The sequence below is a fragment of the Candidatus Omnitrophota bacterium genome (genome assembly GCA_013791745.1).
GTDB lineage: Bacteria > CG03 > CG03 > CG03 > CG03 > CG03.
In genome coordinates this window covers 25,361-46,468 of the sequence record VMTH01000153.1, presented here as the reverse complement: position 1 = coordinate 46,468, position 21,108 = coordinate 25,361, and the positions used below count along the sequence as shown (strand labels likewise).

Below are 21,108 nucleotides of genomic sequence, written 5' to 3'. Positions count from 1 at the left end.
TCGGCCCCAATTACCAATAATATTATTGATTCTGTCAGTACTGGCTGTATCATTAACCTTTTTCCAGTAACTGACGGCTTTAGTAAACTGTAGTCTGTTTTCAAAGAGGTCCGCAAGTGCCCAGTTGGCAGAACGCTTAAATGAATCTTTGCCCCTAGCTATTTCTTTGTATATCTTGATAAAGTTGAACTCATCCGGCAGGGTGAAGCGGCTAATCCCCGTAGCTAGGCGTGCTATAGTTTCTTTTTCTTTCAGTGTGGGCAAATCGTATGTCCCGCTTGTATTCTTGTCCCCGTCATTATATCCACGGAACCAGCCGTAGTAAGCCATCGTATTAACGCCAAACTGCTGTTGAAGAAAGTTTGCAAAGCCCAACTGTATTTCGTTTGTTCTTTCGGGATTGCGCTCCATCGCCTGTTTGAGCATGCACCGCCACCGCTCTCCATCTGTCAGGGCTTTGGCATAGCTTTCAGGAACATAGTAAAAAACAGGATTACCGTCAGCATCGACCGGCGCTCCCTGAGACCGGCTGCTCCAGTGCCAGTATCCATCTTCATAATCCGGCAAAACGGAAAGGTCTGTCAAATACTGGAGCCTCCATGCTCCGTTGTATCCACGATCTCCTACCAGCATACGCGCAAATTCAAGATAAATATCAGTAAGCTCATCAACGGCATATTCTTTCTCAGCTTTTGTGACGGCTTGTTCCATGAGTTGAAGGGCTCGGGTCCTGTCGCGCTCAATTGAGTTTACGTATTTCCCACCGCCTCGGTGATGCCCCCTGAAAAACTCGCCGGCGACGATATATCCGGAATGCTGGGCGTCGAAATAACTACGCGCGGCGGACATAAGCAAGCGCCAATTATTTTTATGGATCTTTACGGCGTCCTCGATCAGCTGATCGGCCTCGTCAATACGGTTGAGTTGGCTCATACATTGGACGGCCATTTGAAGATCCTCTCCCACTTTTTGCGAATTGTTAAGGGGATTAATAACCAGTTTATTGTATATCTCCAAAGCTTCCTTGTAATTTCCATCATGCTTCAGCTTCTCGGCATTCTTTCGAAGCGATACGTGTTCGTTATTTTCCGCTACAGCCGGAGCAACAACGCCTATAAGTAACAAAAGTGAAAGGACATATGAAACATTTATTATTTTAGATTTAGCGTTCATCACTCCGTGAAATCGTCAATTTTGACTTTGAGCGCATTAGCAATTCGTTTTAATGTATCCACGCCCGTGGTTGAAACAGTTTTGCTTCCATAGCCGTGCGCATATAATATTGCCATGTTGAAATATTATCAAATATTTCAGCCAATTGTAAGTTAACAATTGCAAGCTCCCACTTCGCTTGACAATGCGTAGCGCTAAGCATATAATGATAATATGACAGCAAATGAAAAACAGGCCACTGATTTCAGCGGAATAGCACGCCTTCTCGGACGAAGAGGGGGACTTGCCCGGGCGAAGCGCATGACGCCGGAAAAAAAATCGGAGAGCGCCGAACATGCCGCGAAAATACGGTGGACAAGAGAAAAAAACGGCGCTCTCCTAAGGAGCCGTCTTAAACAGGAGTTGATATCAGCCGCTAAAAAAAAGACGGCGGGGGTGCGTTTGGCCGCGTATTTTAATTTGTCCCGTGATATAGCTTTGCTCTCACTTAGCGGAAAAAATAACAGGAGTTTGAAAATTGCGCGCTAAAAACTACGGCGAATCGCTTTTGCTGATGCTTGATGTCGCAGATGAATTAAATAATTTAAAAATACCTTATCTGCTTATTGGCGCCGCCGCTGTTTCCGTTTACGGCCTGCCGCGCGCGAGTCTGGACGCCGATGCCGTGATTCAGATTGAGAAAGAAGATGAAAATAAACTCTGTGGCGCGTTGAAAAAAAAAGGTTTGATTACCGAAGTCAGAAAAGGCGGTTTTGACGACCCTATAAGTATGGTCATAACAGTAACAGATAAATATGGAAACAGGGTTGATCTTTTGTCGGGCATCAGAAGCATAAAACATAATGTTTTCAAGAATGCCCAAAAAGTCCAGTTTCAGAAAAACACTCTTAATGTCGCGGCGGCGGAAGATCTGATAGTGATGAAAGCTCTCGCGGGAAGTTACCGGGACATTGAGGACATAAAAGGCATTATTCAGGTTTGGGCCAAAAAATTAGACAGAAAACTCCTGCATCGGATAATTGCGGGATACGGAAAAAGGATACAGAAAAAAATAAACTCCCTGCTTTCCGGATAGAAATTTTATAGATTTGCTTCGGCTTCCGTTACGAGCTCTTTCACAACGTCTTTCACCGAAACGATTTTTTCTGTCCGCCAGGCGTTGGCGCCGACGAACACAACGGCTTCGTCGAGCTTGCCGTCCGCGGCGTTTATGAGCGCCTGAGCTATGCAATAGGGCGATTTCGCGGGATTGCAGGTTTTGAGGCACTGATAGAAACATTTGAATTTGACTTCACCGCGCCGGGCGCGTTTTATAAAATCGTTATTTAGCGCACGGCCGGGCATGCCCACCGGGCTTTTGATTATTGTTATATCCTCTTTTTTGGCGTTGACATAGGCTTCTTTGAAAGCCTCCGAGGCGTCGCATTCATAAGTCGGCACAAATCTTGTGGCTATCTGAACGCCCGAAGCGCCGCGCTTGAGCATATCGGCTATATCCTTACCCGTGCTCACACCCCCGCCGCCGATGACAGGTATTTTTCTGTTCCTGCCGTATTGCGCGGCTACCTTCACCACATCGGAGACGATGTTTCCGAGCTCCGGCATGGCACTTTCCGGCTCCAGATCTTCAAAGCGGAAACCGAGATGGCCGCCGGCCTTCGGCCCTTCAACGACCATGGCGTCCGGGAGACGGTCATATTTTTTTAACCATGTCCGGCAGATCAGATCGGCGGCGCGGCCGGAAGACACAATGGGGATGATTTTTGCCCGTGTGCCTTCCACAAGTTTTGGAAGTGTCAGCGGAAGTCCGGCTCCGGCAACTATTATTTGCGCGTTATTCTGAGCCGCGGCCTGGACGAGCGCGGAATAGTTTGTCAGGGCCACCATCACATTCACGGCGATAACACCGGTGGTAAGAGCGGAGGCCTTCTTCAGTTCCTCAACAAGTTCTTTAATGTCCGCCAGCGTGCTGTCATCCAGCGTCAGATTGCTTTTGAGGCCGCCGATGAGAGCGGCGGAAATCGTGCCGACACCGCCTTCGTTGGCGACGGCGGCGGCCAGGCGCGCAAGTGATATTCTCACACCCATTCCGCCCTGTATTATGGGGACGGGTATGTTTAAATCACCTATATTGAGTTCGGGTAATTTTGCCATTATAAAATCTCCATTTAACTATACCATCAAAACTTTACCGCTTATTATAGCCAAATTAGAAAACCTTGGCAATAACCCGCGTATATTTTTGACTTGAAATCATAAATTTTATACACTCCGCCAATGCCGGGGTAGCTCAGTCGGTAGAGCAGTTGACTGAAAATCAGCGTGTCGGCGGTTCGATTCCGTCCCCCGGCATGTTACATTTTAAGAAGAAGTTAACAGGGAGCGATAGATTATTTTACCGCCATTAACGGCGGTTCCCTGCCGGCATGTTAAGCAAATTATGAAAGACAAATATACAAAACAGGTTGCTGCAACAAATAAAAAAAACCGGAAAAAATTTCTCAAGATCCCTTTTTCCGGAAGGATGATCCTGATCCCGCAGTGCCTGAGAAATTCCAAAAAATGCGCCGCCGAAGAATCGGGCCCGTTTTTTATCTGCGCGGACTGCGGAGCGTGCAAGATCAAAACTATCCGGAAGAAGGCCTCGGAACTCGGATATAAAAAAGTTTATATACTCAAAGGCGGGAAAATAATACCCTCTCTTTTTGAAAAAGACAAGCCCGGCGGTGTCATAGGTATCGCGTGCCAATGGGAAGGGTTTTTAGGCCAGAAGATCTGCGGGGAATTCAAGATACCCGTTCAGTTCTTCCCCCTTTCCCGCGACGGCTGCGCCGACACCGACCTGGACATAGAAGCTTTTTTAAAATTCATAGAAGAATGAAGATACCGCCGGCTGTTTCAGCGGTTCCGGTGATTACCGGCTCCACGGCTTCAGGAAAAACCGACACGGCTTTCGCGTTGGCGCTGAGGACAAACGGGGCGATAATAAACGCCGACTCGCAGAGCGTTTACAAATATTTCAACATCGGCACATCCAAACCTCCTGCTTCGATGAGGAAAAGAATAAAGCATTATCTTGTGGGATGCAGGGATCCCGAAAAACAGTTTTCTGCCGGAGATTTTGTGATCCTCGCCCGGCGAATCGCGGCGAAAATCAAACGGCGGGCCGAATTACCTATCATATGCGGCGGAACCGGCCTTTACATCAGCTCTCTTAAAGACGGTATTTCTCCCATACCTTCATCGGCGAAAATACGCGCCGAGGTCGCGGCCATGACGCTGGAAGAGCAGCTGAAAGAATTGGAGCAAGCCGATTACGCGATGTTTTCCTCCATTGACAAACGAAATCCGCGCAGGGTCGGAAGAGCTCTTGAGATCCGCCGCGTCACCGGTCTGCCGCCCGGCGAGGCGCTGGCGAAAAATTTCATATCCGGCATTCCCCTGAAAGTGTTTTTTCTTTCAATGCCGAGAGAGGAACTTTACCGCAGGATAGACGAAAGGGTTGACTGGATGATAGCGAAGGGACTTGTAAAGGAGGTTCTGAGGATATTAAAAAGAGGAGTGCCGGAAAGCGCGCCGCCTTTCTCGGCCATAGGATATAAGGAAATACTTGAACACATCAGGGGAAAACTCACTCTGGCGGAAGCCGCGGAAAAAATAAAATTCAGAACGCATCAGCTCTCAAGGAAACAGGAGATCTGGTGGAGAAAAAAAGGCGCCGTCGGAATCAGCGTTTTTAACAAAAACCCGGATGAAACAGCGGCGGAAATCGAAAAAATTTTATATAATGGAAAATTGTGAGGATGCGAAAGCGGGAGGAAATATGAAAATACTTGTGATCAACGGTCCCAACATGGATAAGCTGGGTAAAAGAGACGCCTCGGTTTACGGCGCTGAAACGCTTGCTGAAATAAACAAAAAAATAAGCGCGCTCGCTCAGGAACTCGGCGTGGAGGTGAGCTTCTACCAGAGCGCGTCTGAAGGCGACATAGTGTCCGAGATAGGAAGCGCGGATGAAAAATATGACGGAGCCGTGATAAATCCCGCGGCCTACACCCACACATCCGTGGCCATAAGAGACGCCATAGAAGCCGCCAAGATCCCTTTTGCCGAAGCTCACATGTCCAACATATATTCAAGAGAGGATTTCAGGTCCAAATCCATGACCGCGCCGGTGTGCGCCGGTCAGATAAGCGGGTTCGGTTCTGAATCATATATGCTCGCGCTGAGGGCTCTTGTTTCGCTGTTAAAGAAAAAATGAACACCCTCCGCTGCGGGAGGCTCGCTCGCTTGCTGGAACAAAACGGCCTTGACTCGGCCGTCACCTGCGACCCTTCGGATATATTTTATTTTACAGGGATGCGCACAGATGGAGCCTACCTCCTCTTTAACAGAGGCGGGGCCAGGCTCTTTCTGAACAGCCTTTCCCCCTGCAAAAAAAAATGGACAGTGCCTGTGGCGGAACTGAAAAATATAAAACTGGGGAAAACCGGCATTGAGCCTTCCAAAATATCCGTATCGTCTCTTTCGGCCTTAAAGAAAATGACCGGCTGTACTGTCATTAAAAAAGAGCCGCTTTTTGCGAAGATACGCGCATTAAAAGAGCCCGGAGAAATAAAGAAGATAGCCACGGCCCAAAAAATAAGTAAGCGCCTCTGCTCCGGAGTGCGTTTGACAGAGGGAATGAGCGAGAGAGACGCCGCCTCTTATATATCCGCGCGCGCGCACTCTCTATCCGGCGGGCCGGCGTTTGAGCCTATTGTCGCTTTCGGCGCGAACAGCGCATATCCCCACCACATCCCTTCCGGAAAAAAATACTCACGGCGCGGCGCAGCGCTCATAGACATGGGTGTCATATATAAGGATTATCGCGCTGACTTGACGAGAATGAAGGGATTATTTAACATAAAAACTCTTTTAGGCAGGGCTTACGCGGCGGTGAAAAAGGCAAGAGAGACGGCCTTGCCGCATATTGTGCCGGGCGCGGAGATAGGCGGGATAGGCAGGATGATAAAAAAATATCTCGCCGATCAGGGTTTTGAAAAAAACATACTCCATTCCGCCGGCCACGGCATAGGGCTTGATGTCCATGAATGGCCAGCCATAAATTGCCGGGAAAGGGCAAAATTTGAGAAAGGGATGGTTTTCACTCTTGAGCCGGGCCTTTATTTCAGCGGCATCGGCGGGGTGCGGGTGGAAGATGTTTATGTCCTGGAGGACAAAGCGAGGGTTTTAGGATGATAAGTACTTCTGATTTTTCAAACGGCGTCTATATAAAGGTGGGCGACAAGCTCTACCGCATAATATGGTTTCAGCATCACAAGCCGGGCAAAGGCCCCGCGATAATGAGAGTGAAGATGAAAGACGTTTTCGGCGGCGCGACCATTGAAAGAACTTTCCGGGGCGGGGAAAAATTCGAATCCCCTGAAGTGACGCGCACCTCCGTCAACTATTCATATGAATCGGGAGACAGCCTCGTTTTCATGGATGCCGACTACGAGCAGCAGGAAATAAGGAAAGGCACCATCGGACTGAGCGAGCAATTCCTCGTGGAAGGCATGAAAGTGGTTATTGTCATGACAGAGGGAAAGATCATAGACGTTGAACTCCCGCCTTCCGTTGAAATGGAAGTGGTATACACAGAACCCGGAGCCCGGGGCGACACCGTTTCAAACGTGCAAAAACCGGCCAGGCTTAAAAACGGCCTTGAGGTGAAGGTGCCGCTTTTTATAAACGAGGGCGACAGGATAAAAATTGACACCCGCACCGGTAAATATCTGGAAAGGACATAGCAGGCATCAATGAGAAAAAACTCAGCAGCGGAACAGTCGGGCCCGGAGGAAGAATTAAATTTAAAAAAAATAATGGAAGTCCTGGGCGAAACCGATGTCTGCGAATTTGAATACAGCAAGGGCGATATGCACATAGTGCTCAAGAAAGAGCCTGTGGCTGTTATACTGGGAGAAGCGGAAAACACATCGGATACGGAAACTGCAGGAGAAACAGGCCCGCAGCCAGGCGCCGAAAACACTCTACCTCCTCAGCTCCGCACTAAAATCCTTAAATCGCCCGCTGTGGGCACTTTCCACATAAGCGAGAGGGATACGCTGCTTGCCTCTGTCGGCAAGAAAGTGAAAAAAGGCCGGAAGCTGGGCTGGGTGAATTCCATGGGCATCATGCAGGAAATAATGGCCGACGCAGACCTGAAAATCGGCGCGGTTTTCTGCAAAGACAGGGAAGTCGTTGAGTGGGGACAGAAGCTCTTTGAAGTAGAGGAAGAAAATGTTTAAAAAAGTACTCGTCGCCAACAGGGGCGAGATCGCCCTGCGGATCATAAGGGCGCTGAGAGAAATGTCTGTTAAATCCGTTGCCGTGTGCTCGGAAGCGGATAAGAACAATTTTTACTGCAGCCTGGCGGATGATTGCATCTGTATAGGCCCCGCGGCGGCGGCTTCAAGTTATCTGAATGTTTCGCAGATAATAAGCGCGGCCCTTGTCAAAAAATGCGACGCCGTCCATCCGGGATACGGATTTCTCGCCGAAAACCCTCATTTCGCCGAGATTTGCGCCTCTTACGGCCTGAGCTTCATAGGCCCCTCGGCGGAAACGATCGCGCTGGCCGGGCAGAAAGCAGAGATCATAGACCTTGTTAAACGGAAAAAAATACCCGTTGTGCCGGGCTCAAAAGGCATAGTGGCCAACGCCGCGGAAGCGAAAAAGATCGCCGCGGCCATCAAATACCCGGTTATAATAAAGGCCACCGCCGGCGGCGGCGGAAAAGGCATGAGGATCGTCCGCGGCGAGAAAGATATAGAGCAGGCCTTTGAACTCGCCGGAGCCGAAGCGAAAAACGCTTTCTCAAACGCAGGGCTTTATGTTGAGAAATACATAGAGTCACCGCGCCATATAGAGATACAGATCGCCGCCGACAAAAAAGGCAGAGTGCTCTACTTCCCCGAGAGGGACTGCTCAATACAGAGAAACCACCAGAAAGTCCTTGAAGAGGGCCCTTCGCCGCAGATAAACGCGAAACTGAGAAAAAAACTCGGTGAGACAGCCTGCCGCGTGGCAAAACTGATCAATTACACCACCGTGGGTACTGTCGAATTCCTTGTTTCAAAAAACGATTTTTATTTCATGGAGATGAACGCCAGAATACAGGTCGAACATCCCGTGACCGAACTTGTATCCGACATTGATCTGGTAAAAATGCAGATCGCTCTCGCCGCGGGCCAAGACCTGCCCCTCGGCCAGGATGACGTAAAAGAGATATGCCATGCCGTGGAGTGCAGGATCAACTCCGAAGACGAAAATTATATGCCGTCGGCGGGAAAAATAGAAAAGCTCATCCTGCCGGGCGGCCCGGGGGTACGCGTGGACACGGCGATGACCAACGGTTCGGAAATATCGCCGTTCTATGATTCCATGATAGCCAAAATCATCACTTACGGCCGCGACAGGGCAGAAGCCATAGAGAGAATGAAGCGCGCGCTGATGGAACTCAAAATAGAAGGCGTGACGACAAATATAGCGCTTCATCAGAAAATCCTCCAGGACGAAAATTTTATAAAAGGCTGCTACACAACGGATTTCATAGGGAACATGAAATGATAATGCTTTCCGATAACATAGCGGAACTGACGCAACTCCTGGGCAGATTAAACGAATGTTCCCCGGATATAGCAAAAGCCGTTAAAATAATCAAAAGCGTCCTGAAAAAAAAGGGTAGGATCCTGATATTCGGAAACGGCGGATCAGCCGCGGACGCGAATCATTTCGCCGCGGAACTCGTGGGCCGTTTTGAAAAAGACAGAAAGGCCCTTCCCGCGATATCCCTTAACACCGACACCTCTATCCTGACAGCGGTAGGTAATGACCTCGGATACAAAAATATTTTTTCCCGGCAGATACAGGCCCTCGGATCCGTTCGGGATGCTGTTATCGCAATTACAACGAGCGGTAAATCCAACAACATCATCGAGGCCTGCCGGAGCGCGAGAAAGAAAAAAATCAAAATCATCGCGTTAACCGGCAAAACCGGATTGCGCGCGGGGGGCCCCGCGGATGTCACCATAGCCGTGCCCTCCCGGAAAACGGCCAGAATACAGGAAGCCCACGCTCTGATTTTACACACGATCTGCGGGCTTTTGGAAAATGATATGTAAACTTTCCGCGGCGGCGGAATTGGCCCGGCGCGGCCGAGCGGGCGGTAAAAAAGTCGTGTTCACAAACGGCTGTTTTGACATAATTCATTCAGGGCATATAAAACTTCTGAATGAAGCAAAATCTTTCGGCGACATTCTTATTGTAGGCCTGAACGAGTCCTCTTCGGTGCGGGCCATAAAACCCGGCCGGCCTGTGAACAGCTTTACCGAGCGGGCCGCGGTGCTGAACGCCCTGAAATCCGTTGACGCCGTTTTCGGTTTTAAAGAAAAAACCCCGCTGCGGGTCATAAAAAAAATAAAGCCTGACGTTCTTGTAAAAGGCGGAGACTGGAGAGCGCCGGAGATTATCGGCTCGCCCTTTGTCAGATCTTACGGCGGCAAAGTCAAAACAGTAAAACTCAGAAAAAACCGCTCCACGACCGCTCTAATCAACAAAATCAGGGAACTGTGAATTGAAATTTCGCCATCAACAAAATAAATTGTTGTTTGTTTTTCTGCTGCTTTCCGCAAACGCCGCAGCCGGAGCGAAAATCGCGCTCACCTTTGACGACGGCCCGCATCCGTATTACACAAAAAAAATTCTTGAGATACTCGACAGTTATTCCGTGAAAGGTACATTTTTCCTCGTCGGGAAACAGGCGGAGAAATACCCTCACCTCGTGCGGGCCATTCGGGATGCCGGAAGCGAGATAGGAAATCACACTTACACTCACCCGCGCCTTATTTATCTGGCCGCGGAGGACATAAGAAAAGAAGTGGGATCAACCACGAGACTTTTGGAGAATATAACCGGAGAAAAGATCAAGTATTTCCGGCCGCCCGGGGGCAGATATTATTTTGACACGCTTGAGAACATGCACGGCCTTGAGATCATTCTCTGGACGATCAACACGGACGATATCTACAAGCCTGCCCAGAAAATCTATGAAGAAGCCGTGGGCGCTGAAGACGGGGACATCATTCTTATGCACAGCGGTACAGCCCAGACCATCACGGCGCTCCCGCGTATACTAAGTTACTTCAGCAGAAACGGTATCACGGCTCTATCCATCAGCGAATTGCAGAGCCGTAAAAGCGCGGAGTGTTTTGAATGATCCCGCGCGCGGCCACACTCCTCCTGCTTTCCGCGCTTTGGCTGAGCTCGGGATGGGAACAGAGCGTTTTTGTAAGAATCCCCCAGGGCATTTCGGCGGCGGCTTTATCCGAACAACTGGCGGGTGATGGCGTGCTTTACAGAAAACGGCTTTTCCTGGGAGCTGTTAAAATTTTAAAACTGGACAGGCAGCTGCGATACGGCACCTATATGTTTTACCGGAACTCCCCTGTCTTCAATGCGATAGCGGAGTTGAACAAAGGGATCGGTATCCTCATTAAGGTGACGATCCCCGAGGGATTTCGCGCCGGGCAGATTGCCGAGCGCCTTGAAGCCGAAGGCATCGCCGAAGCCTTTGAATTCGCGGAATACGCCAAAAAAAACAAACTAGAGGGCTATCTTTTCCCGGAAACATATTATTTACCTCCGGGGGATTGCCCCAAACGCATCTGCGGTATTTTCAAATCGCAGTTTGATAAAATAGTTTCAGAATTGAATTTATCCGATAAAGCCGCCGCCTCGGGCCTGACACCGCATCAGGCGCTGATTTTGGCCAGCATTATAGAAAAAGAAGCCGGGGGCGATGATGAAAAATTTTTAATATCCGGTATTTTCCATAACCGCCTGAAAAAAAGGATGAGGCTCGAGTCATGTTCCACCGTGCGTTACGCTTTAAACAAATGGCAAAAACCTCTCAGTATAGAAGACACCTTGTTTGAATCCCCCTTCAACACCTACCGGCACAGAGGCCTTCCGCCGGCGCCGATATGCAATCCGGGAAAAATGTCCCTTGCGGCGGCCGTGGAACCGGATGATACAGAGTTGCTGTTTTTTGTGCTGGACGCCGACGGCAAACATAATTTTTCGAAATATTTTGAGCAGCACAGAAAGAAAAAATACGAGAAAAAGAGGAAAAAATGACAAGCGGGCCCAAAATGGTAAAATCTTTTTTAAATGACAGATGCGATTTCCGTGATATTTTTTTCCAGGCGTCAAAGACTGCCGGAATATTTTTCACTCTTTCAAAAGTCAAGCACAGCGAAACCGGCGCCGTTAAAGGAGCCGGTTTCAGAAAAGTCACCGGGGATTTTTCGCATTTGCAGAACTGCGAGATCACGCCGGAGCTGACAGACGAGCTGGTGTCTCACGGGATAGATATAGGCCTGCGGGAACCCGAAGCTGATTTTGATAATGAAAAAATAAAGCTCTTCCTGCGGGAGCTGGACGGCTCACTCAGAGAGCGCGGAAAGCTCTGCGTGAAAAACATAGACATCGCTTTCGGGGTGAGCGACTCGGCCTTCGGGATCTTCAACGGCCGAAAAACACTGCTGAACGACAGGTACCGCATGAAATTCTTCATCTCCGTGATCACCGCCCGCGGAGACAAAAAGGAAACTTTTTCTTCCAGCGTTATAGCTGTCGAGCCGAAATCCAGCGATTTTCTTGACGATTGCGTCAAAAAGAGCAATGTCGCGCTGGAGACGGCTATTGCCCTTCTTGAGGCGGAAAGCGCACCCACGGGCCGGATGCCGGTTTTGATAAAAAACGAAGCCGGCGGCACTCTTATTCACGAGGCGATCGGCCATTCTCTTGAAGCCGACGCCGTCAGGCAGGGGATCTCTCCCGTTTACGCCGGCGCCGTCGGGAAAAAAATAGCGTCTGGCGCCGTGACCATTATAGACGACCCCACCATCCCGGGGAAAAACGGATCCTATCTGTTTGATGATGAAGGGGTCCAGGCCTCCCGTAGCGTTCTTATAGAAAAAGGCATCCTGAAAACATATCTTATGGACAGAAAAGAGGCGCGGTTCCTGAAAACGGAATCAAACGGCCACGGGCGGCGGGCGTCTTTCAAGGATAAGCCCATCCCGCGCATGGGAATCACTTATCTGGCGGGAGGCGACTATGATTTCAACGATCTGCTGAAAAAAGCCGGCAAAGGTATTCTCGTTAAAAAAATGGGCGGAGGCCAGGTGAACCCGGCCAACGGTGATTTCGTTTTTGAGGTCACGGAGGGCTATCTGATCGAAGGCGGAAGCATCGGGCCGCTTATAAGGAGAGCCACTCTTGCCGGAAACGGCCCGGAAATACTTAGAAACATTCAGTGTGTCGGGGGAGCTGTGGGCTGGGATAACGGCACCTGCGGAAAAGACGGCCAGGGTGCCCCCGTTTCCGACGGGATGCCGGACACCCTGCTTCCTGAGGTTGTGGTAGGCGGCGAATAATTTTATAATGCGGTAAGCCTTATGATTAATTTTAAAAATATCAAACTGGAAAAAAACACGCTGCGCGCGTTTCTTATAGGTGCAGCAGTCACTCTTTTATTTTCGCTCTTTTCTTTTTTCGGAGTGTTCAAAATCTTTGAATACAAGACACAGGACTTCCGTTTCTTCCTGAGAGGGGAGAGAGAGGCCTCGGAAAAAGTGAAGATCATCTGCATGGGCGACGAGAGCGTCAACGACAAGGCTATGGGAAGATGGCCGTGGCGGAGGCGCTACCACGCGATCCTTCTGAACATCCTCTCAAAATACAATCCTGCTATGGTGATGTATGATGTCCTGTTCACGGAAAAAGACAATTATCCCGAGGATGACCAGATACTCGCGGGACAGCTGAAAAAACTGAAAACATATTTTCCGATGTTCTGCATCATAGATGAGGGGGAACCTGAAGCAATAACCGACCCGTTCCAGAAAATGCTGCTAGATAAGATCGCCATACCCGGTCACCCGCTCGCGAGTTTCTATAACGCCGTCGAGCTCGTCCTGCCAATAACGCGTTTTTCGGGCGCTGTAGCCGGAAGCGGTTACGCCAACGCCGTGCCGGACAGGGACGGCATGACCCGGCGCGTGGCGCTCGTTATCAACCATGACGGGAAAATATATCCCCATATAGCTTTTATAATGGCCATGAATTATCTCGGCGTAGATAATTCAGACATAGAAATACATCCGGGCAAATTTATAAGTATCAAAAAAAGCGATGGCGGCGCGTTCCGGATACCGGTTGATGAAAGAAACCAGATGCTTCTGAATTACCCCGGCGGCATCGAGCGCTACAATCCCATGAGTTTTCTTGAGGTGATAGACACTTACAGAGAGGAACCGGAAGCGGCCAAACTCAAAGATGTGGCCGGCAAGGCTCTTTTTGTGGGTTTGACCGCCACCGGCACCGTGGATTTACGGCCCACTCCATTTTCCCCGCTTTTCCCCATGGTCGGTGTTGTGGCCGCGACTTTTGCCAATATCGTTGACAGGTCTTTCATGAGAGCGACAGCGCCGTGGGCGGATTTTCTCATAGTCTTTTTTATAGGCATGCTGATCACCGCTTTTTCTCCGAAATTTTCGCCGACGCAGGGCGCGATTTTTTCGGCCGTTGTCATGGCGGCATGGGCGCTGATCTCATACATCCTGTTTGTCCGCCTTGTCATTGTTCCCTTGTTCTACCCTCTGAGCGCGGGGCTCTTCTCTTATCTGGGAATCACGATTTTCAGATTCGCGACTGAGGAAAAAGAAAAAAAATTCATAAAGAGCACCTTCCAGCGCTATGTCTCCTCTCAGGTTGTGGACGAGCTGATAAAAAATCCGGAGATGCTCAACATGAAAGGAAAAAAAGAATGGCTGAGCGTCTTTTTTTCCGACATCCGCGGTTTTACATCCATGAGCGAAAACATGGAGCCGGAAGAGGTCGTAAAGATTCTCAACGAATATCTCACGGAAATGACGGAAATTATCTTTAAGCATCAGGGCACTCTTGACAAATTCATAGGCGACGCGATAATGGCTATATGGGGAGCGCCCAAATATTTCCCCAATCACGCGGAACTGGCCGTGCGATGCGCCTGCGAGATGCAGGCCAAAGTTAAAGAGCTCTGCAGCCGATGGGAGTCCGAGGGCCGGAAACAGATAGGCATAGGCATGGGCATAAACACGGGTTTTGTCGTTGTGGGGAATATGGGTTCGGCAAGTTATTCCGATTACACGGTCATCGGCGACAATGTCAATCTGGCCGCCCGTCTGGAGGAGAATGCCCCCGCGGGAAAAATCCTTATATCCGAGGCAACATATAAGGAAGTAAAAGACATTGTGGAAGTGAAATTGCTGGAACCGCTGTCCGTAAAAGGCAAACAAAAAGCGGTAAAGGTTTATGAAGTCCTTAAAATTTGCTAAACTGCGCCATGGTTGAAAAAGATATACTGAAAAAGATTCCGGTCTTCTCCGCGCTTCCCGCGAATCACCTCGCGCTTCTCGGACAAATAAGCGAACTGAAAAGTTTTAAAAATGGCTCGATCATCGTTTCGGAAAAATCGCAGGGAAAAATGCTTTTTTTCGTTATCGCCGGCAGAATAAAAATTTACAAAAGCTCCAGCACCGGCCATATCAAGGTGCTGTCTTATCTTAATAAAGGCGACATCTTCGGAGAAATGATTATTTTCGGCGGCGGGGTGCGTTCGGCGTCGGCGCAAGCCATGGCCAACTGCAAAATACTCATCATACGGGCAAAAGATTTCAAGGAGTTTGCCTCAGGCAACATATCCGTTCTGCTCAAAATAATAAGCACATTGATCAGCCGGCTCAAAAAAGCCGACGATGAAATCAAATCCCTGGCATACAACACGGTCCTGTCCAGAACGGCCTTCACTCTCCTTGAATTCGCCGCGGAGTACGGCATTAAAAAAGGAGGAAGAACTTACATTAATTTTCCGCTCACGCATTCTGAAATAGCGAACAATGTCGGATCTTCAAGAGAGGTCATATCCAGGGTGCTGTCAAAACTGGAAGCCCTGCGATATGTAAAATGCCGGCGGGGAATAATAGAGATACTGGACCCCGCGAGCCTGAAAAAGGTCATATACTGACCCTCTTTTCATGAAAAAAATAGACGCTATCTTTCCCGCGGACCGGCTGGAACGCGTGAAAAACATTCTTTATCCTCTTAACATAGGGGGGATGATAGTTTCGCATGTGCGCGGAATAGGCCTGCAAAGGGGCGACCTCAAGCAAAAAGAAAAACGATTTTTTGAATTCCCTAAAATCAAACTTGAACTTGTTGTCAGAGACAGCGAGCTGCAGAAAGCCCTGGATCTTATTATAGAGACGACGCAGACCGGCCATTTGGGCGATGGAAAAATATTTATTTACGACATACATGAAACCGTGAGGATACGCACGGGCGAATACGGCGAGAATGCCGTTTAAGCGATTAACGAAGGTGCAAGGCGGCATACAGATAAAAAGAGCGCTCATAAGTGTCAGCGATAAAAAGGGCCTGTGACTTTTCGCTAAAGCTCTCGCGTCACAGGGAGCTGAGCTGCTCGCCACCGGCGGCACCTATAAATATCTCAAAGAAAGAAAAATCCCCGTCAAACAAGCCGCCTCGGAACCGCTCGGCGAGATCCTTAACGGCCGTGTGAAGACTTTGAGCCGTGAAATTTTCGCGGGAATCCTCGCCGACAATTCCAACGCCTCACACCGGTGACAGCTGCGGCTATTGAATATCAAAGCCATAGAGCTTGTCTGCGTCACTCCTTATAAACTGAATAAACTTCCCGAAAGCATAGACATCGGGGGCATAGCGCTCTTGCGGGCGGCGGCGAAAAACTGCTCTTCCGTAATTCCGGTCTGCGATCCAGACGACTACAAACTTATCATTGCCCAGCTGCGTGACAAAGGTTTTGTCCCCTGCGATATTTCGGCAAAACTCGCGATGAAAGTTTTCAAACTCACCTCGGATTATGACAGCAGGGTATTGCGGCTAGCGGCTCCGGCAACGCCGGAAAGGACGGGAACTCAAAAACTCAGATACGGTGAAAACCCCATGGATAAAGCGGAAGTTATTTTTGCCAGAGGTTGTTCTCAGATTTCAGGGAAGCAGATGTCCTCCAACAACATCTTTGATATGGAGGCGGCGTATAATATAGTGAACGAATTCAAAAAACCCGCCTGCGCCGTGATCAAGCACAGAAACGCCTCGGGAGCGGCCATGGCGGAAAAATCACTTCCGGCTTTAAAAAAAGCTTACGGCGCTGACCCCTTGAGCGCATGGGGCGGCGTTTACGCCTTTAACCGCCGTGTGGATAAAGACTGTGCCGCGTTTCTGTCAAAGAAATTTGTGGAATGTATAGTGGCGCCTGATTTTTCCCGCGAAGCGCTTGCGGCCTTTTGCCGGAAAAACACGGTTCTTTTCAAAGCCCCGGACAGGCGTGCCGTGGCGACAGTCAAAAGCTCCGTGTTCGGCACCGTGACGGAAAATAAAGGGAATCCCTCCTTCCGCCCGGTCACAGTGACAAAAAAGAAAGCCGGCAAAAACCTGATGAGAGACCTTGAATTCGCGTGGAAGATCGTGAAAAATACCACCTCCAACGCTGTTGTCATAGCCGCGCAGGGCCAAACTCTCGCCGTCTGCGGCGGCGCTCAGGCCAGGGTGCGGGCTATTGAGATCTGCGGCAGCTATTTAAAGAAACAAGAAAATATGGTTCTTGCCACCGACGGTTTTTTCCCTTTTGACGATTCAATAAAACTGGCCAAAAAAATAGGGATCAAAGCCATAATACAGCCGGGCGGCTCAATCCGCGACGCGGAAGTGACAAAAGCAGCCGACAAACTGGGCATGATAATGCTCTTCACCGGCCACCGGGTTTTCAAGCACTAAAGCCGCCTAGGCAAACTCTTTTAATAAATTTTGTCTCTACCGCATAAAAAAATGAGAACAATAATATCTGATTTAATATAACCGCGGTTAAACCGTATCTTGAACCATAGCAAATGGCGAGCGCGTATCCCGTAAGTTGCCCGACACCATACATCGGATTGTTGAAATATTTATAGGGTCCGGCGTCTACAAAGTCGGTGATTTTTCTCCCGAGGAACATGTCTTTCCAATAATAAATATCTATTGATACCGCCTTTGCCGCCCATATTTTCATGGAAAAGCCGAATATGAACAATATCACCGATATTACAAATAAAAAACTTTTAGGCAAAAACCCCAGCAAATTTCCCGGGGTTGATGAGGCAATATATCCTATACTTGACGCATTATGAAAAAATATCAAACCAAGTATCGCTTCGAAAACCAAATATCCTTCATGTTCATTACCCGCCGTTTTAATAAACCAATGACGAAAACCGTTTTCTGAAAGAACGAGCGTGATGAAACTTATGTAAACGGTTTCAATCAATATAAAATAGCAAATGGCTAATTTATAATTATGCGGCTGGTATTTGACGATATATATAGAAAAAGCAAGCGAGAACAGTATCGCGATTGTTCTGGGGATAGTCTTATGTTTTACCACATAACCGGATATCGAAATCAAAAGTACAATAAAACAGCGGATTTCTTTAATCAACTTAGTAAATATATTTTTATATGACATACCCGCTTATTGAATTCCTTTGGCGTTCCTCATTATGAATAAACCGGCTTAGTTGACATTATCATATTGAGAAGCTTCCGATGATACTAAAGTTGATTTGCTTGCAGTTCGTGTCAAAGCATTTACGGGACAGGCCGCGGCACATTCCGGGCAATTCAGACAATCCGTATTCTGCACAAACCCGTCATTTTTGTATTTAACAATGGGCAGAGAGAGAGGGCAGGCCTTTTCACACAGCCCGCATTCCAGACAGGCTTCTGCGTCAATCTTAAGTTGATATTTCCTGCCGCCCAAAGCGTTCTGCATCGTCCCCATGGGACAAAAAGCGCACCACGCCCGCGGATGAATAAGTATGCCCACAGTCAATCCTATGACTGTGGTGATAACACACATGAGCCAAAACACCCGCCCCCAATGCACCATACTGGTTGGATTTTGAGAAATGCGGAAAATCATGAACCCCATCATAGCCGCAAAAAGGAGCCATCTGAATTTTTTATTTCTGAAGGCGGTCGGGATTGGGGAGTTAAAACTGATTTTTTGGACAATTCTGTCAAAAAAACTGCCGCGCGGACACAAAGTTCCGCAAACATAGCGCCCCCCTAAAACACCACCCGCCATCGCTGTTATCATGACCAGCAAAACGCTGAAACCAAGCAAGGGGTATTTCCAGCCCAAAGCAATAGTAATCGGTACAATCGGCAAAAGGCACCACTGAATAAACCTGCGCCTTGCTATTTTGCCGCGATCAAGCCCATTCATAATCTGTTACAATTTCCCGAACTCAGACTTTCCAGCTCTTTTTTGTTGTTGCCTCTTTGTTGAATCTTTTCCAGAACTCCGGAGCCCTTTTGGATATGGCTTCGGAAAGTTTTTTCTCGTCGAAAGCAAGGATCTTCTTGTTCTTCATGAGAATCCTCCCGCTCGCGATTGTCGTGTCCACCTGGCAGTTAACAAGGCCGAAAATAAGATGGCCGAGGAAATTTCCGGAATTAAGAGGCGTGGGCGGAAAATAATCCATAATGGCGATGTCCGCGACCTTTCCCTTCGCTATTGAGCCGAAGGAACCGCCGAATATGCGGGAAGCGATTTGCGCGTTGTTCTGCAATAACATCGTCGGAGCTTCCATAAACCCCACCCTCGGATCGCCTTTGGCGTGACGCGCTATCAGATAAGCGCAGCGGAGCTGCTGGAGCATATTGGAACTCATGCCATCGCTGCCGAGACCGGTGAGAACGCCCTTTTTGAGAAAGGTCAGCACATCAGACCAGCCCACAGCGTTGTTCATATTGGATTCGGAGTTGTGCACAACAATGGAATCTGTTTTTTTGATAAGCGCCGCCTCTTTGTCGTTTGTGTGAACGCAGTGCACGAGTATCGTTTTTTTACCGAGAGCGCCTAATTTATTCAGTCTCTCAACAACTCTCATTCTGTGTTTTTTCACCGAGGCGTCTTCGTCCGATTTGGCTTCCGCCACATGGATATGCAAACCGCAATTGTATTTTTTCGCCAGATCGGCTGAGGCCTTTAAGGTTTTATCATTTGCGGTAAAAGCCGCGTGAAGTCCTACCATGCACTGTATCAGCGGGTGTTTTTCTTTTTTAAGTTTTTTCAGGAACCTTTCATTCTCCTCGACGCCTTCCATGCCCTTGCCGTATCTGTCGCTTGAGCCGAGCGTAAGCGCGGCGCGGATGCCGGCTTTCTCGCAGGCTTTCATCAGAGTATCAAGCGAACCTTTCTGAAAATTCTGGCTCTCGTGATGATCTATTATCGTCGTTGTGCCCCAGCGTATGCATTCGCCGAGAGCGTAAAGGGCCGAAAGATAAAGGTCTTCCTTATCCAGCGCCCTGTCCAGCGGCCACCACAATCTGTCTAACACTTCCTGAAAATTTTTCGCGGGCGTTCCCGGAATTCCCATGCCGCGGGCCATCGTGGAATAAAGATGATGATGCGCGCATATAAAACCCGGCAGAACAACTTTGCCGGAAGCGTCTATCACCTGCACGCCCGATCTTTTAATTTTGGAAGCGACGGCGTCAATCTTGCCGTCTTTGATATAGATATCCGCTTTTCTCACATTCTTTCCGTCAAACACGGTCCCGTTCTTGATTAAAATCCTGCTCATAAATTCTCCTTATTTACTGCGGCGAAAACTTCCCCGCTTCTATTAAAAAAAGTTCTATCGCTATTAATTCTTCTTCCGCTTTTTCTTTCAGCTTTTCTATCCAGGTCGCACACGCCTCATGTATGGCTTTGAGTTCCCCCGAATCCAGCCACAGCCCGTCACATCCGGAACAGATATCGACCTTGATACCGCTTTCCTGTGCGTATTCTATGGTGTGCAGTTTCTCATCGCAGCGCGGACATTTCAATTCGCCCCTGTAGGATTTTGATGTCGCACCGCTGACTCCGGAATCCAGCTTGAACCAGTCTTTCTGTTTTTTGATTTCTTTCAGCTCGTCCTTATCAAACCAGAACCCGCCGCAGCTTTCGCACTTGTGATAAACGACATCAGCGAAAATCCCGCTGCTCAGAAGTTTTTTACATTTAGGACAATCCATTTATTCCTCCGTGCCTTTCCGGCCTAAAATCTTCAGGGCCATGCTTGTCATTTTAACACAAAATAAAAAAAATGGCGAATTATCACTTTGCTTGACTACAATGATACTGAACACAAAAAGGAAAAGCCGCCGAGGCGCAGATACTATTTTTTAGTCTCCGGGCCATTAAAGCGACCCTTGTATTATGGGAGCACTATTGCGACAATTGAACTATCGGGAGGTGTGAAATGAAAAGAAATTTTAAGACTTTGCTTGAAACGATCATTATTGCGCTCGCTTTTGCGGCAGCGGCACAGGCAGGCACAAAACCCCTGCAGCTGGCGCTGGTTGATCCGGTACAGCTTGTAAGCGCTGAAACATCTATATCGGGTTTGCGCCTCAACTTTCTTTACGGCCGCAATGAATCCGTGGAGGGGGTGGACCTGGGCCTGGTTGGCTTGGCGGATTCATCGTTCACCGGCTGGCAGTATAATTTTTTAGGAAATATCAGTAAGGGGGATTTCAGCGGCCTGCAAATGGGATTTGTGAATTATGCCGGAAATGCAAAAGGCCTGCAACTTGGCGTGGTAAATTATGCCGGGAGTTTAAAGGGCCTGCAAATCGGTCTCATCAACATAATAGACAAAGGCGGCGTCTTACCTGTTATGCCTTTTATTAACTGGTCCTTCTAAATCAGTACGCGATTGCGCGATACATCTTTTCACGCTTGTGTCACCATAACCGTGAACATTAGCTAAA

At 48.7% G+C, this 21,108-nt stretch carries 26 protein-coding genes and 1 tRNA gene; 21 read left to right on the top strand and 6 right to left on the bottom strand.

Features of this window, described 5'->3' with window-relative positions; all coding sequences use genetic code 11:
* The coding region (locus FP827_07505; GenBank protein ID MBA3052912.1) for a tetratricopeptide repeat protein at positions 1-1,173 on the bottom strand (1,173 nt) is incomplete at its 3' end.
* A 213-nt stretch (positions 1,174-1,386) separates the two neighbouring features.
* Here FP827_07505 and FP827_07500 point away from each other — a divergent pair.
* Both FP827_07500 and FP827_07495 read left to right on the top strand, forming a co-directional pair.
* Entirely contained in the window at positions 1,387-1,701 is a 315-nt protein-coding gene (locus tag FP827_07500) for a hypothetical protein (GenBank protein ID MBA3052911.1), read from the top strand.
* The gene (locus FP827_07495; protein ID MBA3052910.1) at positions 1,691-2,248 is read left to right on the top strand and encodes a hypothetical protein; all 558 of its coding nucleotides are present in this window, start codon (positions 1,691-1,693) and stop codon (positions 2,246-2,248) included. The genes FP827_07500 and FP827_07495 overlap by 11 nt, the downstream gene beginning before the upstream one ends.
* 5 nt (positions 2,249-2,253) lie before the next feature.
* Here the strand turns inward: FP827_07495 and FP827_07490 are convergent, their stop codons facing one another.
* Complete coding sequence (locus tag FP827_07490; GenBank protein ID MBA3052909.1) at positions 2,254-3,327, bottom strand: nitronate monooxygenase; 1,074 nt, start codon at positions 3,325-3,327, stop codon at positions 2,254-2,256.
* A gap of 125 nt (positions 3,328-3,452) precedes the next feature.
* Here FP827_07490 and FP827_07485 point away from each other — a divergent pair.
* The 18 genes from FP827_07485 (at position 3,453) to FP827_07400 (ending at position 17,082) form a co-directional block, all read left to right on the top strand.
* Positions 3,453-3,525: transfer RNA gene (locus FP827_07485), tRNA-Phe, on the top strand.
* 88 nt (positions 3,526-3,613) lie between these two features.
* Positions 3,614-4,054 (top strand): DUF116 domain-containing protein, encoded by a 441-nt coding sequence (locus FP827_07480; protein ID MBA3052908.1) that lies wholly within the window; start codon positions 3,614-3,616, stop codon positions 4,052-4,054.
* Positions 3,922-4,974 (top strand): tRNA (adenosine(37)-N6)-dimethylallyltransferase MiaA, encoded by a 1,053-nt coding sequence (gene miaA / locus FP827_07475; GenBank protein ID MBA3052907.1) that lies wholly within the window; start codon positions 3,922-3,924, stop codon positions 4,972-4,974. Before FP827_07480 ends, miaA begins: the two co-directional genes overlap by 133 nt.
* 22 nt (positions 4,975-4,996) lie before the next feature.
* On the top strand, positions 4,997-5,434 hold the full coding sequence (gene aroQ / locus FP827_07470) for a type II 3-dehydroquinate dehydratase (GenBank protein MBA3052906.1): 438 nt from the start codon (positions 4,997-4,999) through the stop codon (positions 5,432-5,434).
* The gene (locus tag FP827_07465) at positions 5,431-6,414 is read left to right on the top strand and encodes an aminopeptidase P family protein (GenBank protein ID MBA3052905.1); all 984 of its coding nucleotides are present in this window, start codon (positions 5,431-5,433) and stop codon (positions 6,412-6,414) included. The genes aroQ and FP827_07465 overlap by 4 nt, the downstream gene beginning before the upstream one ends.
* Positions 6,411-6,965, top strand: coding sequence for an elongation factor P (gene efp / locus FP827_07460; GenBank protein ID MBA3052904.1), 555 nt, complete (start codon positions 6,411-6,413; stop codon positions 6,963-6,965). The genes FP827_07465 and efp overlap by 4 nt, the downstream gene beginning before the upstream one ends.
* A gap of 9 nt (positions 6,966-6,974) precedes the next feature.
* Positions 6,975-7,463, top strand: a complete 489-nt coding sequence (locus FP827_07455; GenBank protein MBA3052903.1) for a hypothetical protein — start codon at positions 6,975-6,977, stop codon at positions 7,461-7,463.
* Positions 7,456-8,784, top strand: coding sequence for an acetyl-CoA carboxylase biotin carboxylase subunit (gene accC, locus FP827_07450; protein ID MBA3052902.1), 1,329 nt, complete (start codon positions 7,456-7,458; stop codon positions 8,782-8,784). Before FP827_07455 ends, accC begins: the two co-directional genes overlap by 8 nt.
* On the top strand, positions 8,781-9,338 hold the full coding sequence (locus FP827_07445) for an SIS domain-containing protein (GenBank protein ID MBA3052901.1): 558 nt from the start codon (positions 8,781-8,783) through the stop codon (positions 9,336-9,338). Before accC ends, FP827_07445 begins: the two co-directional genes overlap by 4 nt.
* A complete protein-coding gene (gene rfaE2 / locus FP827_07440) occupies positions 9,328-9,789 on the top strand; it encodes a D-glycero-beta-D-manno-heptose 1-phosphate adenylyltransferase (protein MBA3052900.1) in 462 nt (153 codons plus the stop codon). Before FP827_07445 ends, rfaE2 begins: the two co-directional genes overlap by 11 nt.
* Before the next feature lies 1 nt (position 9,790).
* Entirely contained in the window at positions 9,791-10,432 is a 642-nt protein-coding gene (locus tag FP827_07435) for a polysaccharide deacetylase family protein (GenBank protein MBA3052899.1), read from the top strand.
* On the top strand, positions 10,429-11,352 hold the full coding sequence (mltG, locus tag FP827_07430; GenBank protein MBA3052898.1) for an endolytic transglycosylase MltG: 924 nt from the start codon (positions 10,429-10,431) through the stop codon (positions 11,350-11,352). Before FP827_07435 ends, mltG begins: the two co-directional genes overlap by 4 nt.
* Complete coding sequence (locus tag FP827_07425; protein ID MBA3052897.1) at positions 11,349-12,656, top strand: TldD/PmbA family protein; 1,308 nt, start codon at positions 11,349-11,351, stop codon at positions 12,654-12,656. The genes mltG and FP827_07425 overlap by 4 nt, the downstream gene beginning before the upstream one ends.
* 21 nt (positions 12,657-12,677) lie before the next feature.
* A complete protein-coding gene (locus FP827_07420) occupies positions 12,678-14,600 on the top strand; it encodes an adenylate/guanylate cyclase domain-containing protein (GenBank protein ID MBA3052896.1) in 1,923 nt (640 codons plus the stop codon).
* Between the two features lie 8 nt (positions 14,601-14,608).
* Positions 14,609-15,289, top strand: a complete 681-nt coding sequence (locus FP827_07415) for a Crp/Fnr family transcriptional regulator (GenBank protein ID MBA3052895.1) — start codon at positions 14,609-14,611, stop codon at positions 15,287-15,289.
* Positions 15,290-15,299: 10 nt separating this feature from the next.
* Entirely contained in the window at positions 15,300-15,629 is a 330-nt protein-coding gene (locus FP827_07410) for a P-II family nitrogen regulator (GenBank protein MBA3052894.1), read from the top strand.
* A gap of 112 nt (positions 15,630-15,741) precedes the next feature.
* On the top strand, positions 15,742-15,909 hold the full coding sequence (locus FP827_07405) for a hypothetical protein (protein ID MBA3052893.1): 168 nt from the start codon (positions 15,742-15,744) through the stop codon (positions 15,907-15,909).
* A gap of 3 nt (positions 15,910-15,912) precedes the next feature.
* Positions 15,913-17,082, top strand: coding sequence for a cofactor assembly of complex C subunit B (locus tag FP827_07400; protein ID MBA3052892.1), 1,170 nt, complete (start codon positions 15,913-15,915; stop codon positions 17,080-17,082).
* Here FP827_07400 and FP827_07395 read toward each other — a convergent pair.
* Genes FP827_07395 through FP827_07380 form a run of 4 tightly spaced genes read right to left on the bottom strand, consistent with a single transcriptional unit; the run spans position 17,072 to position 20,370 of the window.
* On the bottom strand, positions 17,072-17,809 hold the full coding sequence (locus FP827_07395; GenBank protein MBA3052891.1) for a hypothetical protein: 738 nt from the start codon (positions 17,807-17,809) through the stop codon (positions 17,072-17,074). The genes FP827_07400 and FP827_07395 overlap by 11 nt on opposite strands.
* 48 nt (positions 17,810-17,857) lie before the next feature.
* Complete coding sequence (locus tag FP827_07390) at positions 17,858-18,571, bottom strand: 4Fe-4S binding protein (GenBank protein MBA3052890.1); 714 nt, start codon at positions 18,569-18,571, stop codon at positions 17,858-17,860.
* A 22-nt stretch (positions 18,572-18,593) separates the two neighbouring features.
* Positions 18,594-19,934, bottom strand: a complete 1,341-nt coding sequence (ssnA, locus tag FP827_07385; GenBank protein ID MBA3052889.1) for a putative aminohydrolase SsnA — start codon at positions 19,932-19,934, stop codon at positions 18,594-18,596.
* Positions 19,935-19,947: 13 nt separating this feature from the next.
* A complete protein-coding gene (locus FP827_07380; GenBank protein ID MBA3052888.1) occupies positions 19,948-20,370 on the bottom strand; it encodes a hypothetical protein in 423 nt (140 codons plus the stop codon).
* A gap of 227 nt (positions 20,371-20,597) precedes the next feature.
* Between FP827_07380 and FP827_07375 the strand changes: the two genes are divergently transcribed.
* On the top strand, positions 20,598-21,041 hold the full coding sequence (locus tag FP827_07375) for a hypothetical protein (protein ID MBA3052887.1): 444 nt from the start codon (positions 20,598-20,600) through the stop codon (positions 21,039-21,041).
* Positions 21,042-21,108: the final 67 nt, after the last annotated feature.

Excerpts from the sequence above, each read along its gene's own strand:
- rfaE2 (MBA3052900.1), top strand. The coding sequence starts at position 9,328 with ATGATATGTAAACTTTCCGCGGCGGCGGAATTGGCCCGGCGCGGCCGA.
- FP827_07425 (MBA3052897.1), top strand. The coding sequence starts at position 11,349 with ATGACAAGCGGGCCCAAAATGGTAAAATCTTTTTTAAATGACAGATGC.
- FP827_07395 (MBA3052891.1), bottom strand. The coding sequence starts at position 17,809 with ATGTCATATAAAAATATATTTACTAAGTTGATTAAAGAAATCCGCTGT.
- accC (MBA3052902.1), top strand. The coding sequence starts at position 7,456 with ATGTTTAAAAAAGTACTCGTCGCCAACAGGGGCGAGATCGCCCTGCGG.
- FP827_07465 (MBA3052905.1), top strand. The coding sequence starts at position 5,431 with ATGAACACCCTCCGCTGCGGGAGGCTCGCTCGCTTGCTGGAACAAAAC.
- FP827_07420 (MBA3052896.1), top strand. The coding sequence starts at position 12,678 with ATGATTAATTTTAAAAATATCAAACTGGAAAAAAACACGCTGCGCGCG.
- FP827_07480 (MBA3052908.1), top strand. The coding sequence starts at position 3,614 with ATGAAAGACAAATATACAAAACAGGTTGCTGCAACAAATAAAAAAAAC.
- aroQ (MBA3052906.1), top strand. The coding sequence starts at position 4,997 with ATGAAAATACTTGTGATCAACGGTCCCAACATGGATAAGCTGGGTAAA.
- FP827_07455 (MBA3052903.1), top strand. The coding sequence starts at position 6,975 with ATGAGAAAAAACTCAGCAGCGGAACAGTCGGGCCCGGAGGAAGAATTA.
- FP827_07490 (MBA3052909.1), bottom strand. The coding sequence starts at position 3,327 with ATGGCAAAATTACCCGAACTCAATATAGGTGATTTAAACATACCCGTC.
- FP827_07445 (MBA3052901.1), top strand. The coding sequence starts at position 8,781 with ATGATAATGCTTTCCGATAACATAGCGGAACTGACGCAACTCCTGGGC.
- mltG (MBA3052898.1), top strand. The coding sequence starts at position 10,429 with ATGATCCCGCGCGCGGCCACACTCCTCCTGCTTTCCGCGCTTTGGCTG.
- FP827_07380 (MBA3052888.1), bottom strand. The coding sequence starts at position 20,370 with ATGGATTGTCCTAAATGTAAAAAACTTCTGAGCAGCGGGATTTTCGCT.
- FP827_07500 (MBA3052911.1), top strand. The coding sequence starts at position 1,387 with ATGACAGCAAATGAAAAACAGGCCACTGATTTCAGCGGAATAGCACGC.
- miaA (MBA3052907.1), top strand. The coding sequence starts at position 3,922 with ATGGGAAGGGTTTTTAGGCCAGAAGATCTGCGGGGAATTCAAGATACC.
- ssnA (MBA3052889.1), bottom strand. The coding sequence starts at position 19,934 with ATGAGCAGGATTTTAATCAAGAACGGGACCGTGTTTGACGGAAAGAAT.
- FP827_07415 (MBA3052895.1), top strand. The coding sequence starts at position 14,609 with ATGGTTGAAAAAGATATACTGAAAAAGATTCCGGTCTTCTCCGCGCTT.
- FP827_07410 (MBA3052894.1), top strand. The coding sequence starts at position 15,300 with ATGAAAAAAATAGACGCTATCTTTCCCGCGGACCGGCTGGAACGCGTG.
- efp (MBA3052904.1), top strand. The coding sequence starts at position 6,411 with ATGATAAGTACTTCTGATTTTTCAAACGGCGTCTATATAAAGGTGGGC.
- FP827_07390 (MBA3052890.1), bottom strand. The coding sequence starts at position 18,571 with ATGAATGGGCTTGATCGCGGCAAAATAGCAAGGCGCAGGTTTATTCAG.
- FP827_07375 (MBA3052887.1), top strand. The coding sequence starts at position 20,598 with ATGAAAAGAAATTTTAAGACTTTGCTTGAAACGATCATTATTGCGCTC.